Below are 21658 nucleotides of genomic sequence, written 5' to 3' on the forward strand. Positions count from 1 at the left end.
AAAATGAAAGTAATTGACACTGAAATTCCTGACGTAAAAATTATCGAGCCTGCAGTTTTTGGTGACGAAAGAGGTTTCTTTATGGAAACCTGGAATCAAAAAATTTTTGAAGAAAAAGTAACAGGAAAGCCTACACAGTTTGTTCAGGACAATCATTCGAAATCAAACAAAGGTATTTTAAGAGGCTTACATTATCAAGCCGAAAATACGCAGGGTAAATTAGTTCGTGTAGTTTCAGGTGAGGTATTTGATGTAGCAGTAGATATTAGAAAAAATTCACCTACTTTTGGAAAGTGGGTTGGCGTATATCTTTCTGCTGAAAATAAACGCCAATTATGGATACCTGAAGGGTTCGCCCACGGATTCTACGTCACAAGTGAAACTGCAGAGTTCGTCTATAAGTGCACAAATTACTACCATCCCGCTTCTGAGATATCAATTATATGGGATGATGAAAACATTGGAATTAGATGGCCGTTGACATTTGCACCTGTACTTTCAGATAAAGATTTAAGGGCTATTACTTTATCCCAATTTTTGAAAGGATAGTCAAAGTCGTCCTTTAAAATCTATTTATTGTATATCAATATTAGCTAGCGAGATCATAATCGTCTTGCAGATCAAAAATATTAAATACAGTAAATTTAGATTAATCAATAGGCTATTTGAATATAATACACATTACTTAAATATGTTATAGATAGAGCTTTAAGATATATTTTACAATTAGTTCGTGTCCACCCTTTTACGCATTTTGTTGGTATTTGGCATAATGCGTAAAATTTTCAGTTATAAACCACGAGACATAAAAATGTCTTAAACAGATACTCCAATGATACTAGATATTTCATTTTTAAAGTATTACTGGATAATATTACTCTAGAACTAGCGAAGAAGTTTATTGATGGTTAGTAAGGTTATATCAAGCGCTGTCATATATATAATAAGCTCAGGTTTTACACAACTAGTCTCACTTTTATTTACGCTTGTGTTGATGGGTGAATTAACAATAGAAGAGTATGGTACTTATAGCTTAATCGCAGCGTTTACCGCTATATTTTCGTTCGTTATAGATGGTGGGTTGACTGGATATATAATAAAGGAGTTTAACAATAATAAATTTGATCTCCGTATAGGAAATAAAGAAAGAAATTATTTTATTTCTAATGTTTTTCTGTATCAATTCGCCGCGACATTTGTACTACTGGTTTGTTATTTTCTTGTTGTATTATTCATAGCCGATTCCGGTATACAATCCAATTATTTAGCATTTGGTGTAACTACATTAATTCTAGGGCTCTCATCCCCTGCATTTGCTTTGCTTGTTGCAAATGAAAAAAGGCAAGTTGTAATTGTAAAAGACGTTTGTACTGCATTACTTCGACTCGTAATCGTTTTTACTGGATTTAAAATAGGCCTTGATTATAATTTTGTATATTATATTCCATTGATAGCGTTCATAGTGTCGTTAATCGCTATGATATATTCTTATAAGAGAATAATAGTTGGATTTGAATTCATATATTTTAATTTTAGTTCAAGCATGAAAAGTATTTTTAGTTTGGTTTTTCCTTTTTTAATGCTGGCATTACTTAACGTTTTATATACTAAGATAGATTTTATAATGCTTAGTGAGTTATCAACTCATATTGAAGTGGCATATTATTCCGGCGCGACTATTTTTGTATATCCTTTTCTTTTTGTTATTGCCGCTGCAAATTCTGCTATTTTACCTTTTCTATCTAGGCAAAATGAAATTCAGCCGAATCGCGCTAAAGATGAAATTTCAATTTTTAAATTTATGTTCATCATAGGCTTAGTAATATCAACAATTTTGTTTATTCTTTCAGATGCGTTTTATTCAAATTTATTTGATGGTAAATATGAACTCTCAAAGAGTATTTATCAAATACTTGTTTGGTACTTGTTAATTGTTTTTTGTTACACTGCGATGACCAACCTGCTTGTTGCGAGAGGTAGAATCAAGCTACTTATATATATGAATGGTGTAATGCTTATGTTTAATATAGGCTTAAACTATTTAATGATCCCAAGCTTAGGTGCGAAAGGTGCAGCTATTGCCACAATCATTTCTGAGCTTGTAATTCTGTTTTTCTTATGGTTCATGATTTATGGAAAAAGGGTAAGGGATGCATAGCTATTTAATTGTTATTTATAATCAGAGTATCTTTGAAAGCCCAACTTATCAAACACTTTTAGCAATGATCGAGGCTTATCCACATTCGGCAGAGTTGTTCATATGGGACAACAGCCTGAGCCTCAGCATAATGCGCAGTTAAAGTCGTTACTGCCAAATTTAGAGATCAATTATTTTTATGCAGGTAATAATGAAAAATTATCAGTGATCTATAATACAAGAATGGAGCATTGTTTCAACAGAGGCAGTTCGTATCTCACCATTTTTGACCAAGATAGTCGAATTGGTCTAAATTTTAAGAAAATAATTGAGAGTGCACCACCAGAATATTTATTGGTTCCAAAAGTATATTCAGATGTGAGTGGTAAGCTCATTTCTCCTAGGTATCAAAAGTATAATTACTTGATAAACAAATGTAATATCGAATATTTAGATAAGTCAATTTCCGCAGGTTTGTTTAAAAGTAAGTTCATGTTTGCAGTTGGCAGTGGGATGACTATAACTAGACAGCTCTGGAGTACAGGCCTGCGGTTCCGAGAAGAGTTGAGCTTTTATGGGGTTGATACTGAATTTTGTCATGATTACTCTTTAGAAAATGAGTTTTTTCATTTACTGGATATTGAAGTAAATCACAGCGCATCTAATGAAAGTGAAGAAAATTATGTAAAGTTCAAATGGCGGCTATCTAAATACTTCGAACATTGGAGGTTTCAACTCGTTAATCATTTGGGCATATCTCAAAAAATTGCTTCGATCTATCTTTCTGCTATCTATTTAATTTTTAGATTTAAGAACAAGCTAAAACGTTTTTTAGCTAAATAAATAGTTCAATCTATGGCATTAGTCACTTTGTAGGTAAAAAATTATAGTGAACACTCCGACTCTAAGCGTTATCGTACCTACCTGTAATAGACTCGACTCTTTGCAGAGAGCGTTAAATTCGATTCTTTCCCAAGATATTGAAAATTTGGAAATCGTGATTGTTGATGATAGTAAAGAAGATCTTACAGAGAAAATTAGCTCTATTATTTCTTCATTGCTAAAAAGTAGTTGCAGCTTTAAAGTTTTTCGTAATGATGGACCGCATAGCGCTGCTAGAGCAAGAAATCTTGGCGTTAATAAAGCTAGTGGTCGTTATATTACGTTTCTAGATGATGATGATATTTATTTGCCGGGTCGGCTAAAAAGAATGTTAAAGATAGCTTTAGATGGAAAGTTTTCAATGGTATCCTCTGGTAGATTTTACGAGTCTGGTGATTTGGAGTCTATATTTCCGTATAAAAATCAAAAGTTTGGTGTAATATCCATTGACGATATTAAATATCATAATGATATTGATATCGGTTTTATGATTACAAAATCTCGCTTTGAAGAACTCGGAGGCTTTAATGTAGAATTAAAGTCTTTAGAAGATTGGGATTTTATAATAAGACACTTATTATCAGGGAGTTGTTATAAGATAAAGCGATTCGATTATGCTGTTAATATTGAACTTGGCAAGACGAGAGTATCAAATAACGATAGTATAAGCTATACAGAATTAGCTCACTTACACAAAAACTCCTTTGGCGATGCTTGGTTTGACTATATGAAAGCGTATAGTCAAAGTCTTTCTAAAAAGTTTAATTTTTTTGATTTTATATTACTTTTTTCTAGAACATTCAGATATGAATACTTATATTTGTTTTTACGTCAGTTCAAGTAAAGCATCATTAAGAGTGAAAAGGTCAGCTTGATGAATTTTTTTACAATTAGGAAAAGTAATTTACTATTACTTTTTTTTACATTTTTTCTCTTTGAGTTGTTTTTATTCGGAAGTGGTCGCCCTTTGGTTATTGGCGGCGTAACTATGAGAATGGTTTTTTACATAATTTCTATATGTATTGCCTTTTTATTTGTTGTCAGACGTTCTTTAATTTTCAAAAATGAATTTCTTCTTCTTTTTTCTTTTTATTTTCTACTAGCATTCTCATCACTTGTTGGTATTGTTAATGGTGCAAGCCTGAAGAATGTCATGAGTGATGTGCTACCACTGCTTTATTTTTTCGTTATTGTATTTTTTGGGTATCTAGCAAAATATGACCAGCGATTCATTCCAACTTGGGTTGACATATTAAAAAAATCATCACTGATTCTTGCCATACTGTATTTTATATTCTTGGCAACAATTTTTTTCGGACTAGTGAGTTTTAGTACTGCATACCAATACCTCTCGTCAGATTCTAATGAAGTGATGTTTCGAGGTGTTAACTCGTCTTCTCCAGGTGTATTTTATAAGAGTTTCATTTTTTTGGTGATTGGTTTCTTCTTTTTTTATTTTTCAAAATCAACTCTTAGTAAGTTTATCGCGTTAGTCATTTTTACGGCAGTTTTACTCACGCTGACTCGTGGGTTTATACTTTGTATTTTCGTTGTTGTGTACTTTTTTTTTGCTGTTAGAAGCGAAATTGATTAAAAGATTATTGATGTTAGTTATTCCTTTGCTCTTTGTTTGTTATGTGATTTTTTTTTACAGATATATTGTCTCTAGTTTTACGACCTGATTCTGACGCTGCGCGGTATCTGCAATTTAAAGAAGTTATTGAAATGATTTCTATTGAATCCATGTTTATTGGGCATGGTTTTGGAATAGGAACGGAATCAAGGCCTAATAATTTTGAAATAACTTATTTAGAGATACTACATAAGCAAGGTTTGCTAGGCTTAATTTTTTGGATTGGTATACTGATCCATATGGCAATGAAATTTTGGTATTTAAAAGATAAAGTTTTTGTATCGAAGCCTATTTTTGCAGGTGTTTTAGTTGTTTACACACAAACCCTTACAAATCCTTATTTAATTAACTCAATGGGCATTGGTTATTTAGCATTGGCATTTGTTTCGCTAAATATGATGAGTAGGACAGTGAAAATGGAAAATTATGAAACAATCGAATAAATTTACTTTGGATAGTTTACTCATCGTACTAGTTGTATATGAAAAAAGCCTTTTAGATGTAAAATTTTTAAGCAGTGTGAAGAGTTCTGGTTTAAAAGTCGATATTTTCGTCTATGACAACTCTCAGCACGAGCAAGAAAAAGACATTTTTGATCTAAATCTAAAGTACGTACACAACTCTAATAATCCAGGAGTAAGTACTGCCTATAACATTGCTTTTGATTATGCTAAAAGTTCTGGCAAATCAGCTGTTCTTTTGTTGGATCAAGATACTAATTTTGACTCAGAAATACTTAACTATTATATTGATAAACTAAACGAATATGGAGAGGGTTATATTTACGCACCAATTATTACTAATTCCTATCGAAATAAGATATATTCTCCATCTCACATGAAATTTTTTGTCGGTAAGGCATTAGGTTCTGAGAGTTTTGAATATAAAGAGGTCTATGATTTATCTAATAAATCCGTTATCAATAGCGGATTACTTGTACCAATATTTATTCATGATAAAGTTGGCGGTTATAATAACCGCATTAAACTCGATTTTAGCGACACATATTTCATAGAAAAATACAAAGAAGTAAATGTAAATGTAATTTTGATGAATTGTTATATTGAACACAGCTTATCAGGAGATGATGGTTTCAATTTTTCTGCTGAGATGAAACGATTTCCATTCTATTGCGTTGGTGCGTTGCAGTTATCGAAATCAATGGGTAAGTCAACATGTTACACAGTGTTGCGTCGAGCTTTTCGCCTGGTCCTTAAGTATCGTTCATTTGTTCCGTTTTTTTTGTTTTATAGATATTTTATAAAGAAAGAGAAAATATGAATATTTCTGTTTGTATCGCAACTTATAACGGTGAACGTTATATCGTAGAGCAGTTGGTTTCAATATTGTCTCAACTCGCTTTTGATGATCAGGTCATCGTTTCTGATGATTGTTCGAACGATAGAACAATAGAAATGATTAAAAGCCTAAATGATGCAAGAGTTACTGTTTTTTCGAATTCTGAACGACTTGGTTACACAAAAAATTTTGAGAATGCATTAAAGAAATGTTCTGGTGATGTTATTTTTTTAGCTGACCAGGATGACGTTTGGTTAGATTGTAAGGTACAAAAGGTAATGTCTGCACTTGTTAATAGCGATTTTGTTGTAACCGATTGCTCTTTGACAGATGAAAATCTTAACGTAACTCAGACTTCACATTTCAAAATACATAACATCAGGAGTGGTTTTCTGAGAAATCTTTTGCTGCCGCGTTATGTCGGCGCTTGTATGGCTTTTAAAAGGTCTGTACTAGAATTTTCGCTACCCTTTCCAAAATACAGCCAATACACCCCTCATGACTACTGGATTTCGCTGATAGCAGAGTCAAAATTTAATGTGAGTTTGCTACCAGAACCTCTTATGTTGTATCGGCGGCATGGAAAAAATGCCTCCAATGGTGGTCAACGGAGTAGGGTTCCTCTTGTAAGAAGGCTTGCAATTAGACTAATAACTTTATATTACATTGCTCATCGTTTAATTTTAAGGTGATGATATGCTGAAAATTATTTGGATGATTCGAGCATTGTGTTATAAATTTTTTTTTGGTAAATTTGGAAACTTATGTTATATGGGTAAACCTATTTATCTTTCCAATATTAAAAATGTTTTTGTTGGAGATCGTGTAAGAATATATCCTGGAGCTCGAATAGAGGTCCTTTCAGATGGAAGTATTAAGATTGGTAATAATGTCTCAATAGGCCAATGTTTGCATTTAATTTCAGGTAAACAGATCGAAATTGGTAGTAATGTAACAGTCTCTGCTAATGTATTTATCTCAGATGTTGAACACCAGTACGAAAATATAGGTGTTCATGTCATGGAGCAGCCTCTAAATAGGGATCGGGTTGTGGTTGGAGAGAATTGCTTTCTAGGCTATGGCAGCGTATTGCGAGCTGGGACTGTTTTGGGGGCTCAATGTGTCGTTGGGGCAAATTCTGTTGTAAAAGGTATTTTTCCTGATTATTGTGTTATAGCTGGTAACCCCGCAAAAATAATTAAGAAATATAATACAGTCACAAATACTTGGGATAGATTCAAAGGTTAATTTATATGGATACTATAAATAATATATTAATTACAGGTGGTGCTGGTTTTATTGGCAGTAATTTGGCATTAAAACTGATTGAACGGGGTTGTAACGTCACTGTTCTTGATAATTTATCACCTCAGATTCATGGTGAAAATCCAGAACAATCGCCACTATTTTTATCGATCAAAGATAAAGTTAAATTTATCAAAGGCTCAGTCGAAAATTATAATGATTGGGTAGACGCACTAGATGGTAATGAAGTTGTTGTTCATTTGGCCGCTGAGACTGGTACAGGACAGTCTATGTATCAAATTAAAAAATACTCAGATGTCAATGTAGGTGGCTCTGCCGTTTTTCTGGATTATTTAGCCAACGAAAAGCATAGCGTTAACAAAATGATTATTGCGTCTTCACGCTCGATATATGGTGAAGGTAAATATAAGTGTGCGTCTCATGGCATTGTTTATCCATTAGCTAGAAGCGGCGAGAATATGCAAGCTGGGGATTTCAACGTCAAGTGCCCAATCTGTGTCAGTAACGTGGAACTTATGCCTACGGATGAAAACAGTAAGATTCATCCATCATCCATTTACGGTGTAACTAAACAAGTGCAAGAACAGATGTTCATGATTACAGGCAAGAGTTTGTCTATTCCGACTGTAGCGCTTCGTTTTCAGAATGTCTACGGGGCAGGACAATCTTTGTCAAATCCATATACTGGTATTTTATCTATATTCTCTACACGAATAAAAAATGGTAATGACATAAATATTTTTGAAGATGGTCTAGAAAGCCGCGATTTTGTCTATATCGACGATGTTGTTGATTCAATCGTTTTAGCCATTTTCAACCAAGATGCCGATTACAAAGTTTTTAACGTAGGGTCGGGTTACTGCACCGATGTAATGACTGTAGCGCAATCTTTGAAGTCTATTTACAACTCAGAATCATTAATAACAGTAAGCGGTAACTACCGTATTGGCGATATTAGACACAATTATGCTGACTTGACTTATATAAAGTCAGAAATTGGGTTTGAACCAAAAATTAACTTTGAAGAGGGACTAGCAAGGTTTACTACATGGGTTAATCAACAAAGTGTACAGGCCGATCTTTATGAAACATCTATTGAAGAAATGAAGGCCAAAGGTCTTTATAAGTGAAACTTATACTATTTTTGACGTGGTAACTTATGAAATATCTGGCCGGTAAACGTATACTGTTTATGTCTCCCTCCTTCTTTGGTTACGAGAGTGAAATAGTATCTCAATTGCAAGACTCGGGAGCTGTTGTAGAATATTATGACGAGAGGCCTTTTTCATCCTCTTTTGCCAAAGTTCTTAATAGACTAAACCTAAAGTTTTTTATTAGAAAAACAATCCGTGAGCATCACAAAAAAATAGTTGAGACTGCAGTTAACGAGCCTTTTGATTACTTTTTTGTTATTTCACCAGAGACAATGAGTACGAGCTTTGTCAAAGAATTGAGAGCGACAAATCCTGCAATGAAGACAGTTCTTTATATGTGGGATTCTATTCAGAATAAGAATGCGCAGGGCGTGTTGGATTTTTTTGATCAAGTATTTACATTCGACCGCACCGACAAAGAGTTTTTCCCACAGACAAATTTTTTGCCACTCTTCTATTCCAAGGTTTTTGCCAGAGTGTCAGGTGTACCACAAGTTAATACATCATTTAAGTATGCCGCGTGTTTTATTGGCTCAGCACATAGCGACAGGGCTAAAGTCGTTAAAAGAATAGTAAAGGAATTTGAACGGCGCGGATTGGAAACATTTGTTTTTTTGTATTGCCCAGGAAAACTGTTTTTTTGGTTACGTAAACTGTTTACTTCTGAATTCAGTGGAATGTCTATGAAAGATTTTTCTTTCTCTTCTTTGTCAAAGAAAGAAGTTCAAGATGTATTAAATTCGTCCGGTATAGTTATTGATATAGAGCATCCAAACCAAACTGGTTTGACTATGCGAACCATTGAAATGCTCGGGTTTGGCAAAAAGCTAATTACAACCAACGCTGATGTTGTTAATTATGACTTTTATAATCCTAATAATATCGCCATAGTAGATCGCAATGCTCCTGTTTTAACTGATGCCTACATACAATCGCTTTACGAGGCCCCAAGTGACTCTTTAGTGGTTAATTATTCGCTGGAAGTTTGGTTGAGCAAGATTTTCGAAAAATTAGATGTTTCTAAATGAGTATGGGTATTTTTTTGGAACAGGGTAAAGTGTTACTGACAGGTGCTACTGGATACATAGGAAAAGCATTGTTAGCCAGTCTCGCATCAAAAGCGTATTTAGTTGTTGCACCTGTCAGGACCCCTTTGTTTTCACTACCGGAAAATGTAGAGATGCCGCTGTTGAAAGATATAAGCATGTGGCCTGACGACTGTAATTGGTTTACTGGTTGCGACGTGGTGATACATTTAGCCGCAAAAGCACATCTACAAGGCGAGTCTGTTGCAGAATATAATAGAGTTAACAGAGACGCTACGTTGAATTTAGCCCGATTAGCAAATGCAACCGGCGTAAAACGCTTTATATTTTTAAGTTCTATCAGTGTAAATGGCCAAACTAGTATAAAACCATTTGATATCTTGGATAGACCTCTTCCTGTTGAGGATGCAGCCGTATCAAAGTTTGAAGCAGAAATAGGCTTGCAGCAGATAGCTCTAGAAACTGGAATGGAGGTCGTTATAATACGAGCTCCGTTGGTATATGGTCCAAATGCTCCGGGGAATTTTGGTAAATTGCTAGCGCTGACTCAGAAGAATCTTCCGTTACCGTTAGGTGCTGTTCACAATAAACGTAGTCTGGTGGCTTTGGATAATCTTGTCGATTTTATTATCACATGTATGACTCATCCTAACGCAGCAAACCAAACATTTTTAGTTAGCGATGATAATGACATATCAACGACTGAACTACTTCAGATGATGAGCTACGCAGCAGGCAAAATACCAATGCTTTTGTCGGTGCCAGTCAGTTGGCTCAGGTTAGCGGCAAAATTCATCGGTAAGCAGGTAGTAATAGATCGTTTATGTGGTGATTTACAAGTCGATATAAGTCATACCAAGCAAACTCTGGGTTGGAAGCCTCCAATTACTGTGCTGGATGGTATCCGTCGTTGCTTTGAAAAATAGGCTCTAAATTACATTAAATATAGGATATAAGACATTTAGTTTATAGTATTTTTAGTGAGCCGTTTTCTCCATATTGACTCTTATTCCGCTCTTCTAGAGTTGATTTGATGTTTTCGCCTGATTAAAGTTGGCTTTGTGATCATAATTCCTCAACTTCATAACTCAATCCCGATCCCAAAATCCTCCCTTACCTTTGTCAGGTGAGGGCTGTAATATGGATCTTGTTTGGTTTGTTCCGGCCACTTTCTCCGCATGAATTCGATTTCGTTTTTTTCCCTGAGCTTTTTCTCTGGGGTGTCCTCTTTACCACGACTTTTGGATTCATAATGATAGAGTTCAGCGTAAGGCGTCCACAAGTTTCTGAAGCCAGCCTGTAGAACTTTGAGGCAGAGATCAACGTCGTTAAATGCTACAACTAAATTCTCTTCATCTAGCCCTTGCACCTGGAAAAAAAGCTCCTTTCTCAATACCAAACACGCTGCTGTGACCGCCGAAAGATTGTGTACAGCGACAAGGCGATTCATGTAACCTTTTGCATTTTTAAGATAATTTTTGTGTGAATGACCAGCTAAACCCCATAAGCCCATGATCACGCCAGCATGTTGTATCGTGTTGTCAAAATAATAGAGCTTGGCGCCAACACAGCCAATTTCTGGTCGGACGGCATGCTGAACCATTTCTGACAACCAGCTAGCGTTAATGACTTCGGTATCGTTGTTTACCAAGCCAACAAGCTCACCTCTGGCTTCTCTTACGCCAAAATTATTTATTGCTGAGTAATTAAAAGGATGGTTATAACGAAGCACCCTTACTCTCTTATCGCTTGCAATAAACTCGAACCATTCAAGAGTTTCAGGTTCGCAGCTTTGATTATCCAGAATAATAATTTCGTAGTTTGGATAATCAGTTTTCTTCAGAATACTTTCTACGCAATTACGGGTAATTTGCAACGCATCTCTGGTTGGTATCAGTAAGCTGACAAGAGGGCAGGGCTTTGAAACCGAATATTGAAGCTTAAATACATTATTATCCCTGTCAGAATATACATTCAACACGCTGTTATTTTCAGTCTCAGCTAATCGTTTAATCAGAGACTGGATGACTTTTGTTGCTTCATTGTCATAAGCTCTCTCTGACTTAATGAGCTGGTGCAAAAGTACAAAAGGTAGATGAGTCACGGCCAGACTAGGCAATGGCTTTTTCTGTTCAAGCATGGCCTCTAATAGCAATATATAACCAGGTTGTTGCCACCAATTCGGTTTTGAATACTGTTGTTGCCAGAATTTTGCCGGTACCGTATAAGCTGGGCCTATATAATCATGGCTTAACAAAAAGTCAGGGTTCCAACCCGGTTTAAACTGAGGCCTTACTCTGTACCCTTTGCTATCAATAAAATCATGATCTGAATATAAAAGGTACTCTGCTCCTTTATCGTCAATAGATGCATAAAAGACACTTAACGCATCAGGAGCAAGCAAGTCTCCGGCCTGAAGTAGCATAACATGAGAATTTAAATCCGGTCGTAACTGGCTTGTAGTCTGATAAAAAAGCCGCTCATCTGGCGGAACAAGTCGTTGTAGCTCTTTAGATAATACTGTCGAAACGCATATATAAAGTCGCCAGTGATTAAAACTTTGTGACCGGACACTTTCTATAGAATGTATGATCTGCTTCTTATCCCCAGAGCCTTTTAAGACCAGGTTAAAGTAGGGGACGCTTAATCGTGTGTGTGTTGGTGATGGTAAGCTTAGGCTTGGTTCTTTAACACTTTGCCAATACTGATAAGGTTCGCAGCTTATTAATTGATGGCTTAGCAAAGGCTGGTAATCTCTGACTAACTTTGCTAAAGCCTGCGACCAACCGGCTCTCTTTTGTCTTGCTCTTGTAATTCTATAAATATGGCTTGCTCTTTTTCCTTCAGATTTTTGTCTGTAGGAAACAGATCTAAGCATGTGACCCCATGCTTTTATCGATAAACCCTTTTTACTTGTATGCTTAACACAGCTGTTTCGTCTGCTCCATCGACCTGATAACCCAACCTAAGGTTGATTAGCTCGTTATGGCGATAAAACACTAACGATTGTTGTCCTGCTTTTTCGGTTATTAACGGAACCCCGTTCGGGTTTTCGTTTGGTAAACCAATATGCTTGGGTTGTTAAGCATCCACTCCTTAGCCGTCAAATTTTTAGCCTCAAGCACCAGCTTATACCAGCCTGATTGCATAGGTTTTAATGCGGTCAGAGCTATATTTTGCTTCTGAATTGGTTTCAAAGACCAACCTGGTGCATTCAAATTCACCTGAAAGTTTTGGTCTGAGTGGTTTTTTACCATTTTAATGCAGTCCTTCCATGTCCGACCAGCGCTGTAAATACTGATATTCGGCATTCCAGTTGTGACGTGATACAGCTTTGTGTCCTGATAGCGCTAAATGGTAGTCTTGTTCAGTGGCAGGATTATAGCCAAATCCCGCTATTTTAAGAGCACGTCTCTCAGCCAATACAGCAGTAAAATACTCTAGAACAAGCAATCCAGCGCTTGGTGGCGCAGAGATCTGTCTGACAAGATGTCGCCATTGTTCTATGGGAATACTGAGTAATTTCTTCTCTGCTAGTGTTTTTAAATGTCCCCATTGCTGCTGCTGCCAAAGCATATCAGGGCCACTAAGCAGCACCCATTCACAATTGGGCACAAAAGGGCCACGAAAACCCGGCGCTATAACCCATACATCGCATTTGTATCCAGTGTCTTCTGCTTTGGTCTGTTCACTGCTGTAATGATTAAAGCGCACCACCCAATCAGCTTGATCTATAAAAGGCCCTAAACCACTGTCACGTAGTTTAGGACTATTTCCTACCAGTTGTATGCTGGGCGCTATTTTCAAATGACGTATCAATTGCTGTTGCCAGAGGTTCTGAGAGCTTCGCCAATACTGCACCAGCTCCCGATCAGCTCTTCGGATTCCTGCTGTAGTAAGGTTCTGATTCGTGTAAAACTGGTATTCAGCGATTAGCATTTGCACCTGACGCCAGCGATGTCCATAAATACCATCCAGCCATCGTTTGGGAGCTGCAGTTATTGCTTTCAGGGTTTTAGCTTTTGTTGATGTTAAACGATAACCAAGAGCTCTTCTGAAAGCCAGATAAGCAACATAATCTGCTGTGCTTTTGCTACGTTGCCATACTTTTCTGAATGCCCAAAGCGTAGCAATGCAATAACTACCCTGCTTATTGAGAGTTGTAGCTTGAGTGCGCAGTTTTTTAATATCAATCGACTGACAGGCTGAGTAGTCAGGGCGCTGTAAAAACTTATTTGTAATTGCCATCATGCTAAGCCAGTAAACTCAAGAAAAGCTTGCGCCTGTTGCATGACATTAGCCTTTTGTTGGGATTTTTCCCGCAGCAGCCAGCTTTGCTGATGATAGTAGTCATCATTACAGAGCAAACTTAGTTGTTCAAACCAGTCATTAGGTGAGTTCGCTAATAAAGCTCCGGCATCAGCTAAACGCTGCATATCTGGTATAGGTGTAGCTACTGTTGGTGCGTTAAAAAAGGCGGCTTCAATTGCTTTGATACCAGACTTATGTTGATTGAATTCATTAGGTTCAAGCGGTGCCAGGTTTACCCAACTTTTAGCAACATGCCGTGCATAGTCGGCAAAAGGTATTTTCTCCGCTTGAGTCAGTTGCTCAGGTCGACATCTTAACTGGCAGCTAAGTACTCCGGTTATATGTAATTTTACTTCCGGATATTGATATAAAAACTCTGCCAACACATCGTTAATACTGGCGAAGTCTTTATCGTGACTTCGTGTACCAGGAAAGTAGGTCAGGATCTTCTCTTTTGGTAATGCAACATCAGTATGACTCAGCATATTCCAACTCAAATGGGCAGTGTTTGGTAACAGCAGAACCTTGCGGTCTGGCTGCAATCGCAATAACTGGTCCATCAAGGGACGGGTCGATGTGGTCAATTTATCAAAGTAGGACAAAGCTTTCGCGTTCGAACGGAAGTTTTTTTCAGTTTGCTTCAATGTTACTAATTTGTTTATTACGCCTGGGCTGACATGTGCAAACTGAGGATCAAAAATAAGATCATCGACATCTGCTATTAACAAACAACCTTTGCGTTTTAGCTTATTGATAAACCAACTAAAAAAAAGCCTGGTAGACGGTCGATGGAAAACTACGACGTCATACTGCCCGTAATCGCGTAATTGTGTATAGTGCACCAATTCTGTGCTGTGGCCTGCAGCTTGCAATGCCAAAGCCAGATTTTCACATCTATAGATAAACGATGGGTCTGACATAAAACGCTGAGGGTTTTTATTACAGGCAACGAATGCAAAACGTAAAAGATTCAAATCGGGTCCGCTTTTGATTAAAGACTTTAAATTTGTTATTCGGCCGCACTATAACAACCGAAAGTTGCGCTTGTCAGCAATATTTATTGAAAACCAGAGAGAGATTATGACATTTCAGGGGATAAAACTGAATTACGGTGCACAGAGTGTCCTGTTGTGCAATTCACCGGCATTGGCTAAGACACCATATCTCTCTGTGCTTTTAAATGCTCAAATTCAACGTCACCACTTATACAAACCCGTATCTGGTGTTTCTGCTGTACTTGCATGGGGCCGCAAAGCTTCTGCTGAAAAAGCTGAACAGCTGGCACAAAAACTTAATTTACCTGTATTACGTCTTGAAGATGGTTTTTTACGCTCGGTGTTATTGGGTAGTGAATCACCGCCATTTTCTGTTGTACTGGATGACGTGGGAATTTATTACGATGCATCAGCTGCTTCTCGTCTTGAAACCCTGATTAAACAACCTCTTACTGAAGAACAGAGACAAAGATCACAGCAGTTAATGCTGCATTGGCAAGAACTTAGGTTGTCTAAGTACAATCACAGCCCTGACGCTGTTATTCCAACTGACAAACCTTATATCCTGGTTGTTGATCAGACTTTTGGTGATGCATCCATTCGGTATGGCTTAGCAAATGAAACTTCTTTTCATACTATGCTCCGTCAAGCTGTGGAACTTTATCCCCATCACAAAATTGTGTTAAAAATTCATCCAGACGTATTTGCAGGCAAGAAAAAAGGTCATTTTGATCAGTTAACTGTGCAAGAAAAACAGCACATTCATGTCCTGGCTGACGATGTGCATCCGGTTAATCTGCTAAAACATGCCGAGGCTGTATTTTGTGTGACATCACAGATGGGATTTGAAGCTTTGCTCTGGCAAAAACCTGTGTACTGTTTTGGTATGCCTTTTTACGCAGGGTGGGGATTAACTACAGATCATCTGACAGCGCCAAATCGCAGGAGTCAGATCAGTATCGAACAATTAGTTTATGCAGCGCTGATCAGTTATCCGAGATATATCGACCCCGAAACAAAAGAGCCCTGCGAACCCGAGCGATTAATGGCTTGGATAGGCTTACAAAGGCAGCAGCGTAATAGGTTTAGTACGCCCTTATATATGGATAAACCGCCACGCTGGAAAAAAAATATTTTTCAGCATTTTTTGCAGGGCGCTCAGCTAACAACACTTAAAAAAGGACAATCAGAACCGCAAGGTGCTCGCAAAATTGTCTGGGGAGAAAGTCCAGATATCAGTCATATCCGGGTTGAAGATGGTTTTATTCGTTCAGTAGGTCTAGGGGTCGATATGACCCGTCCTCTATCATGGGTGTTTGATCCTGTTGGTATTTATTATAATGCCACTAAGCCGTCCAGATTAGAGCAGTTGCTGCAAACACATCCTTTTACCGCAGATGAATGTGCAAGAGCAGAACAGCTGATATCAAGATTGATTGCACTAAAGTTAACTAAATACAACGTCGGCCAATCTAACTGGCAAAGACCTGCAGTAAAACGTGTGATTTTAGTACCAGGTCAAGTTGAAACCGATGCCTCGATCCGCCTTGGTTCTCCGGTATTAAAAACCAACCTTGAGTTGTTGCAGGCTGTGCGTTCTTCTAATCCCGAAGCTTACATCCTCTATAAACCACACCCCGATGTTCAGGCTGGTATGCGAATTGCTGGGCAGGCGGACCGTGACGCGTCAGCTTATTGTAACGAAACTCTGGGTGATGAAGACATGGCTCATCTACTGACTCAGGTCGACGAAGTTCACACTCTTACCTCTCTGACTGGATTTGAAGCATTGATCCGTGGAGTACCGGTTGTGTGTTATGGTCAGCCATTTTATTCAGGTTGGGGGTTAACTAACGACATGTATCCGGTAGCGAGGCGAAGCAGACTTTTAACTGTTAATCAGTTAGTTGCCGCTACTTTGCTGCTTTATCCCACCTATATAAATTGGCGGACAGGTTGTTATACCAGTGCCGAAGTTGCTCTGACTGAACTTGAACGCAACAAAGCGCACTATAAAGGTCTATCTTTCTGGCAAAAGATTTTACGTAAACTATTGGTTATTAAGCGTTTTTAAGTAAAAATAATAATATTCTGCCAACTGATATGGCTATTATCTATTGTCAATTCCTGATGGGTATACTATGTTCGCCTTCAGGTTTTTGTCTGGTGTTGTCCAGCTAAGCTGTGTTAGATTAGCGCGCTTTTTCAATTGGGATGAAGATTCAATGACCCTTATTAAGACTACAAGAGCCAATGCCCTTACTGTGTTGTTGAGCTGCATGTTAGTTACCTCTTGTGCTACCACTCCTTTTTCTTCCGTATCTTCAAACGATGACTATCTTCATAAAGTCAGTTATTTACCGGAAAATATTTCGAACTTTTTACAAGACGCCACTGTTGGACAGTCTTTTTTTATGGAACGGGGCCCTCAAGGAGGGGACGCTCAAGTGCAAGTTCTTGAACGCTATTTTTCTGCATCTGGCCGTACTTGCCTTTCAGTTTTGGTTGAGACAAATCAATCAGTGCAACCTATGTTATTTTGTCAATATGACTCGGAACGTTGGGGTGCCACCAGGGCATTAATTAAGAATTCAGTACAATAACATTGCCAGCTGAATGTTCTGGCTTTTGCATCCATATTTAAACAGCGGACAATGTTTATGAAACAATTCTCTTCCTCCGTCTTATCGGCTATTGCGTTGTTAAGTAGTTTTTTTCATGTCGAAGCGCAAAGCTTCGGTGATTTACCTCAAGCCCAACAGGCGCAGGTTTTACAAGCTCAGCAGTCCCAAAACCTGCGCGCTCAGGACATGGCTCAAGTGCAGCAAACCCCACAAGTCCAGGAACCTATTAGCAGAACTAGTTGGCAGCAGGGTACTTATGGCCCAGTGCCTGAGCTGACCGAAGATGCTATGGCGACCATAAAACCTTTTGGTGCAGATTTATTCACAGGTGGTTTTCGTGGCGTTCGGGCAGATGGTTTAAATCCCTCTTATAAAATATTACCCGGTGATCAAGTCACATTAAGATTATGGGGCGCGGTAGAGGTTGATCGCATACTGCCTGTAGATGCTCAGGGGAATATCTTTATTCCAACCATAGGTCCGGTGCAGGTAATGGGAGTAAGTCACGGTCAGTTGGATACTATTGTTCGTGCAGCTGTACGTCAGGTTTACTCTGATAAAGTCAGTGTTTATACCAACCTGCAAGGAGTTCAGCCTGTTGCAGTGTTTGTTACTGGTTATGTAACAAAGCCAGGACGTTACGCTGGTGTACCAAGCGATTCTATTTTGTATTTTTTGGATCAGGCTTCAGGCATAGATGAACGTTTAGGCAGCTATCGCCATATCAGTATTTTACGTTCTGGTAATGTGATTGCTCAGCTTGATTTATATGATTTTTTACTAACAGGTAAAATGCCACATGGCCAACTACAGGATGGTGATACCATTTTTGTTGAAGCCCGCGGACCAGTAGTGACTGTGCATGGTGATGTTGGCAGAGCTTATCACTACGAGTTAAATCAGCAGAAATTATTTGGTCAGACACTTACTGAACTGGCGAAGCTCAACCCGGGCGTCTCTCATGTTTTGTTAAGAGGTAGCCGCAGCACAGGCCCCTATAGCAGCTATAAAGCATTAGATGAGTTTGCCTCTTTAGAAGTAGCAGATGGCGACGAGGTGATGTTCTTTGCTGACCAACGTGACAATCATATAGTGGTTCAGTTGGAAGGCAGTTACTTAGGTCAATCCCATTTTGTTTTACCAAAAGATGCCACTCTGCATGAGTTGTTAAACGGCATAGCGATAGATCCACAGGATACCGCTTATCAAAGTGTTTCTATCCGTCGTTTAAGTGTGGCTGAGCGTCAGCGTCAGTCGCTACTAGAAAGCCTACGTCGCCTTGAAACAACCTATTTAGGTGCACCTTCTGCCACTGTGGAAGAATCGGCTATACGGGTTCGGGAAGCAGAGCTCATTACGACCTTTGTTGAAAAAGCCAGACAAGTAAAACCAAATGGCAGGTTAGTGGTTGCTCATAATGACAAAATCATGGATCTGCGCTTACAAGATGGCGACATCATTACTTTGCCGCCGCGTAGCGATGCTATTTTAGTGACAGGTGAAGTTTATGTTCCTCAGTCTGTCGTGTATGTGAAAGGTAAGTCGGTCAGTGACTACATCACTGGAGCAGGCGGTTTTAGTCAGCATGCAGACAAAGACAGAGTGTTAATAGTCCGACAAAATGGTGAAGTGCGCGACTCTGGAGAAGTTGAGTTGTTACCAGGCGATGAAATATTGATCCTGCCAGCCGTCAGCAGTAAAAACGTTCAGCTGGCAACTTCTATCACCCAAATTCTTTATCAGATTGCGGTCGCAACCAAAGTGGCACTGGATCTGTAATGTTTCAGCAACGTAGCCCGTTACAGGTTACTCTGCATGTATGGCACGCGCTTTTTATGCGCGAAGCCATGGCTCGTATTACCGGAGATCGGTTAGGTTGGGCATGGGTATTTTTAGAGCCTATTGCCCATCTGCTGATTTTTGTCGGGTTACGCTATTTAATGGGAAGCGTCAAATACATTAATGGTGCTGAGTTTATGCCCTGGTTTATTGTGGGTATGGTCACGTTTTTATTGTTTAGCGTTGTAATGAACCGCAGTATCAACGCTATAACCTCTAACAGAGCCCTATTTGCCTACCGGCAAGTACATCCGGTCGACACCATATTAATTCGTGCTGTGCTGGAGGGGTTGTTAAAGACTTTGGTATTTGGCTTGGTAATACTTGGCGCCATGATATTTGGTATATCTATAGTTCCGGTAGATGCTATTTTTGCAGTGTTTATCTGGTTTGTTATGTGGTGTTTTGGTTTTGGTATCGGCTTGGTGCTTTCAGTGCCAGTCACCTCAACACAGGAATTTGGCAAGTTTGTTAATATATTAAATATGCCGCTTTATATGTTGTCTGGCGTGATGTTCCCGATACAGTTTTTACCAAGGGAAGTACGTGATTTTATCTTGTACAACCCGCTGTTCCACGCGGTTGAATTAATGCGTTCAGCATTCTTCCCTGGTTATCAATTGATGCAAGGCATCAGTTTGCAGTATTTAGTGTTTTGGACATTATCATTGGTTCTGCTTGGCTTAATGCTGCAAATCCGCTTTAAAGCGAGGTTACTGGCGCAATGATTGAAGTCAAAAACCTGTACAAAAGGTATCACGGACCTTTTGGCGGAGATTGGGTACTCAAAGACGTTAATTTTAGTATTCCCCGTGGGGTCAGTGTAGGCTTAGTCGGTCGCAATGGTGCCGGTAAGTCAACCTTATTACGTTTACTGGGCGGTATGGATACTCCGGATAAAGGTCAAATACTGCAAGATTGTAAAGTGTCCTGGCCTATAGGTTTAGGCGGTGGCTTTCAGGGATCAATGACTGGCCGGCAGAATGTAAAATTTGTCGCCAGAATTCATGGTGGTGAGCAGCGCATTGAACAGATTATCAATTTTGTTCAGGACTTTGCCGAAATAGGCAAAGCCTTCGACCAACCGGTAAAAACCTACTCCAGTGGTATGCGCAGCCGATTAGCTTTTGGTTTATCTTTGGCATTCGACTTTGACGTCTACCTGTCAGATGAAGCCACCTCAGTGGGGGATGCAAGCTTTAAAGCCAAAGCCACTCAGGCTTTTCGCGATCGTATTGGCAGTGCCAGTTTAATTATGGTGTCGCACAGCACGGGAATTTTAAAAGACTTATGCCAGTCAGGGCTTTGGCTGCATGAGGGCAAAGCCATCTGGTACGACAAATTAGATGATGCTATTAACGACTATCACAAAAGCATAGGTAAAGAATGAACAGGTTTAAATCACAACCGCATTGGGTTTTATGTTTTGTCGCCATCTTTTTGGCTGTGGTGTACTGGAGTTTAATGGCGACAGACAGGTATGTGTCAAGTGCTCATATAGTGTTACAAAGCCCGGAAATTAGCCCGGCTGGTATGAATCTTTCGTCATTATTATCCGGTACTCAGGGCTCAGGAGATCTTCTGCTGTTAAAAGACCACCTTGAATCTGTCGATATGCTTAAAAAGCTACAGGATAAATTAAATATCCGGGCTCACTATGCCAACACAGATATTGATTGGTTATCGCGCTTAGATGACGAAAATACCGAACTTGAAAACCTGCATCGTTACATGCAAAACCGTATCGATATTGTGTTTGATGACTACGCCGCTGTGCTGCGTGTAAAAGTGCAGGCATACAGCCCGGAAATGGCGCAGCAAATAGCCCAAACCTTATTGGATGAGGGCGAAAAACATATGAACTTTATGGGACAACGATTGGCAGAAGAGCAGGTTGCTTTTATCGAAAAACAGGTGAGCACACTCGAAAAACGGTTGTTTGCGGCAAGAGACGAACTGCTCACTTTTCAAAACAAAGAGGGGCTGGTGTCACCTACTGGCACTGTTCATGCTATTTTCGCCATAGTGTCCCAGCTTGAAGGTCAGCTTGCTTTGTTAGAGGCCCGTAAAAAGTCGGCCAGCAGTTATCAAAAAGCCAGTTCACCTGAAATAGTGCGGATTAATAGTGAAATTCTGGCATTGCAGCAGCAAATCTCACAGGAAAAGAAAAAGATGGCGACTGAAGGTGGCACTGCATTAAACCAGGTGTCTTCTGTGTTCCAAACTCTGGAGTTAAAGGCCCGTTTTGCGTTGGATTTATATTCAAACGCTTTGTTAACTTTGGAATCCACCCGGGTTGAAGCTGCGCGTAAGTTAAAACAAGTGTCGGTATTGCAGTACCCGACGAAACCTGAATATTCAACAGAGCCTAATCGTGGCTACAACATTGTTGTGTTTATATTGCTGGCTATTTTTCTGGCTGCAATAGCTCACTTGGCCAGAGCCATAATTCGTGATCACAGAGATTAGCCG

21 protein-coding genes are annotated in these 21658 nt (G+C 38.9%); 18 read left to right on the forward strand and 3 right to left on the reverse strand.

Annotated features, from left to right (window positions below):
• Positions 1-3 precede the first annotated feature (3 nt).
• The 12 genes from rfbC to WH43_RS10580 all read left to right on the forward strand — a co-directional run bounded on the left by rfbC (position 4) and on the right by WH43_RS10580 (position 10343).
• On the forward strand, positions 4-549 hold the full coding sequence (rfbC, locus tag WH43_RS10525; protein WP_053424557.1) for a dTDP-4-dehydrorhamnose 3,5-epimerase: 546 nt from the start codon (positions 4-6) through the stop codon (positions 547-549).
• 355 nt (positions 550-904) lie between these two features.
• Positions 905-2158 carry an oligosaccharide flippase family protein gene (locus WH43_RS10530; protein ID WP_053424558.1) on the forward strand — a complete coding sequence of 418 codons (1254 nt, stop codon included), beginning with the start codon at positions 905-907 and terminating at the stop codon, positions 2156-2158.
• A gap of 102 nt (positions 2159-2260) precedes the next feature.
• Positions 2261-2980: a glycosyltransferase family protein gene (locus WH43_RS10535; protein ID WP_053424559.1), complete on the forward strand. Its 720-nt coding sequence runs from the start codon at positions 2261-2263 to the stop codon at positions 2978-2980.
• A 46-nt stretch (positions 2981-3026) separates the two neighbouring features.
• Positions 3027-3863, forward strand: a complete 837-nt coding sequence (locus tag WH43_RS10540; protein ID WP_286049662.1) for a glycosyltransferase family 2 protein — start codon at positions 3027-3029, stop codon at positions 3861-3863.
• 30 nt (positions 3864-3893) lie between these two features.
• Positions 3894-4613, forward strand: coding sequence for a hypothetical protein (locus WH43_RS10545; RefSeq protein WP_053424561.1), 720 nt, complete (start codon positions 3894-3896; stop codon positions 4611-4613).
• A 131-nt stretch (positions 4614-4744) separates the two neighbouring features.
• On the forward strand, positions 4745-5095 hold the full coding sequence (locus WH43_RS10550) for a hypothetical protein (RefSeq protein ID WP_053424562.1): 351 nt from the start codon (positions 4745-4747) through the stop codon (positions 5093-5095).
• On the forward strand, positions 5079-5933 hold the full coding sequence (locus WH43_RS10555; RefSeq protein ID WP_053424563.1) for a glycosyltransferase: 855 nt from the start codon (positions 5079-5081) through the stop codon (positions 5931-5933). Before WH43_RS10550 ends, WH43_RS10555 begins: the two co-directional genes overlap by 17 nt.
• Positions 5930-6643 carry a glycosyltransferase family 2 protein gene (locus WH43_RS10560; RefSeq protein ID WP_053424564.1) on the forward strand — a complete coding sequence of 238 codons (714 nt, stop codon included), beginning with the start codon at positions 5930-5932 and terminating at the stop codon, positions 6641-6643. Before WH43_RS10555 ends, WH43_RS10560 begins: the two co-directional genes overlap by 4 nt.
• Positions 6644-6647: 4 nt before the next feature.
• Complete coding sequence (locus WH43_RS10565; RefSeq protein WP_053424565.1) at positions 6648-7199, forward strand: acyltransferase; 552 nt, start codon at positions 6648-6650, stop codon at positions 7197-7199.
• A gap of 5 nt (positions 7200-7204) precedes the next feature.
• Positions 7205-8347, forward strand: coding sequence for an NAD-dependent epimerase/dehydratase family protein (locus WH43_RS10570; RefSeq protein ID WP_053424566.1), 1143 nt, complete (start codon positions 7205-7207; stop codon positions 8345-8347).
• Positions 8348-8376: 29 nt separating this feature from the next.
• The gene (locus tag WH43_RS10575) at positions 8377-9399 is read left to right on the forward strand and encodes a WaaS/CpsH family glycosyltransferase (protein WP_053424567.1); all 1023 of its coding nucleotides are present in this window, start codon (positions 8377-8379) and stop codon (positions 9397-9399) included.
• Positions 9396-10343: a UDP-glucose 4-epimerase family protein gene (locus tag WH43_RS10580; protein ID WP_082335745.1), complete on the forward strand. Its 948-nt coding sequence runs from the start codon at positions 9396-9398 to the stop codon at positions 10341-10343. Before WH43_RS10575 ends, WH43_RS10580 begins: the two co-directional genes overlap by 4 nt.
• Before the next feature lie 155 nt (positions 10344-10498).
• On the opposite strand, the gene WH43_RS10585 is transcribed toward WH43_RS10580, so the two are convergent.
• The 3 genes from WH43_RS10585 to WH43_RS10600 all read right to left on the reverse strand — a co-directional run bounded on the left by WH43_RS10585 (position 10499) and on the right by WH43_RS10600 (position 14702).
• The gene (locus WH43_RS10585) at positions 10499-12295 is read right to left on the reverse strand and encodes a glycosyltransferase family 2 protein (protein ID WP_082335746.1); all 1797 of its coding nucleotides are present in this window, start codon (positions 12293-12295) and stop codon (positions 10499-10501) included.
• 380 nt (positions 12296-12675) lie between these two features.
• Entirely contained in the window at positions 12676-13668 is a 993-nt protein-coding gene (locus tag WH43_RS10595) for a glycosyltransferase family 29 protein (RefSeq protein ID WP_053424571.1), read from the reverse strand.
• Positions 13665-14702, reverse strand: a complete 1038-nt coding sequence (locus WH43_RS10600; RefSeq protein ID WP_053424572.1) for a glycosyltransferase family protein — start codon at positions 14700-14702, stop codon at positions 13665-13667. Before WH43_RS10600 ends, WH43_RS10595 begins: the two co-directional genes overlap by 4 nt.
• Positions 14703-14808: 106 nt before the next feature.
• On the opposite strand from WH43_RS10600, the gene WH43_RS10605 reads away from it, so the two are divergent.
• The 6 genes from WH43_RS10605 (at position 14809) to WH43_RS10630 (ending at position 21655) form a co-directional block, all read left to right on the forward strand.
• Positions 14809-16797: a capsule polysaccharide biogenesis protein gene (locus WH43_RS10605; protein ID WP_053424573.1), complete on the forward strand. Its 1989-nt coding sequence runs from the start codon at positions 14809-14811 to the stop codon at positions 16795-16797.
• A 205-nt stretch (positions 16798-17002) separates the two neighbouring features.
• On the forward strand, positions 17003-17326 hold the full coding sequence (locus tag WH43_RS21085) for an RT0821/Lpp0805 family surface protein (RefSeq protein WP_053424574.1): 324 nt from the start codon (positions 17003-17005) through the stop codon (positions 17324-17326).
• A 57-nt stretch (positions 17327-17383) separates the two neighbouring features.
• Entirely contained in the window at positions 17384-19126 is a 1743-nt protein-coding gene (locus WH43_RS10615) for a polysaccharide biosynthesis/export family protein (RefSeq protein WP_286049665.1), read from the forward strand.
• Positions 19126-19914, forward strand: a complete 789-nt coding sequence (locus tag WH43_RS10620) for an ABC transporter permease (RefSeq protein WP_053424576.1) — start codon at positions 19126-19128, stop codon at positions 19912-19914. Before WH43_RS10615 ends, WH43_RS10620 begins: the two co-directional genes overlap by 1 nt.
• Entirely contained in the window at positions 19911-20576 is a 666-nt protein-coding gene (locus tag WH43_RS10625; protein WP_053424577.1) for an ABC transporter ATP-binding protein, read from the forward strand. The genes WH43_RS10620 and WH43_RS10625 overlap by 4 nt, the downstream gene beginning before the upstream one ends.
• The gene (locus WH43_RS10630; protein ID WP_053424578.1) at positions 20573-21655 is read left to right on the forward strand and encodes a KpsE/RkpR family capsule polysaccharide export protein; all 1083 of its coding nucleotides are present in this window, start codon (positions 20573-20575) and stop codon (positions 21653-21655) included. Before WH43_RS10625 ends, WH43_RS10630 begins: the two co-directional genes overlap by 4 nt.
• Positions 21656-21658: the final 3 nt, after the last annotated feature.

This window comes from Rheinheimera sp. KL1 (assembly GCF_001275035.1).
GTDB classification, from domain to species: Bacteria; Pseudomonadota; Gammaproteobacteria; order Enterobacterales; family Alteromonadaceae; genus Pararheinheimera; species Pararheinheimera tangshanensis.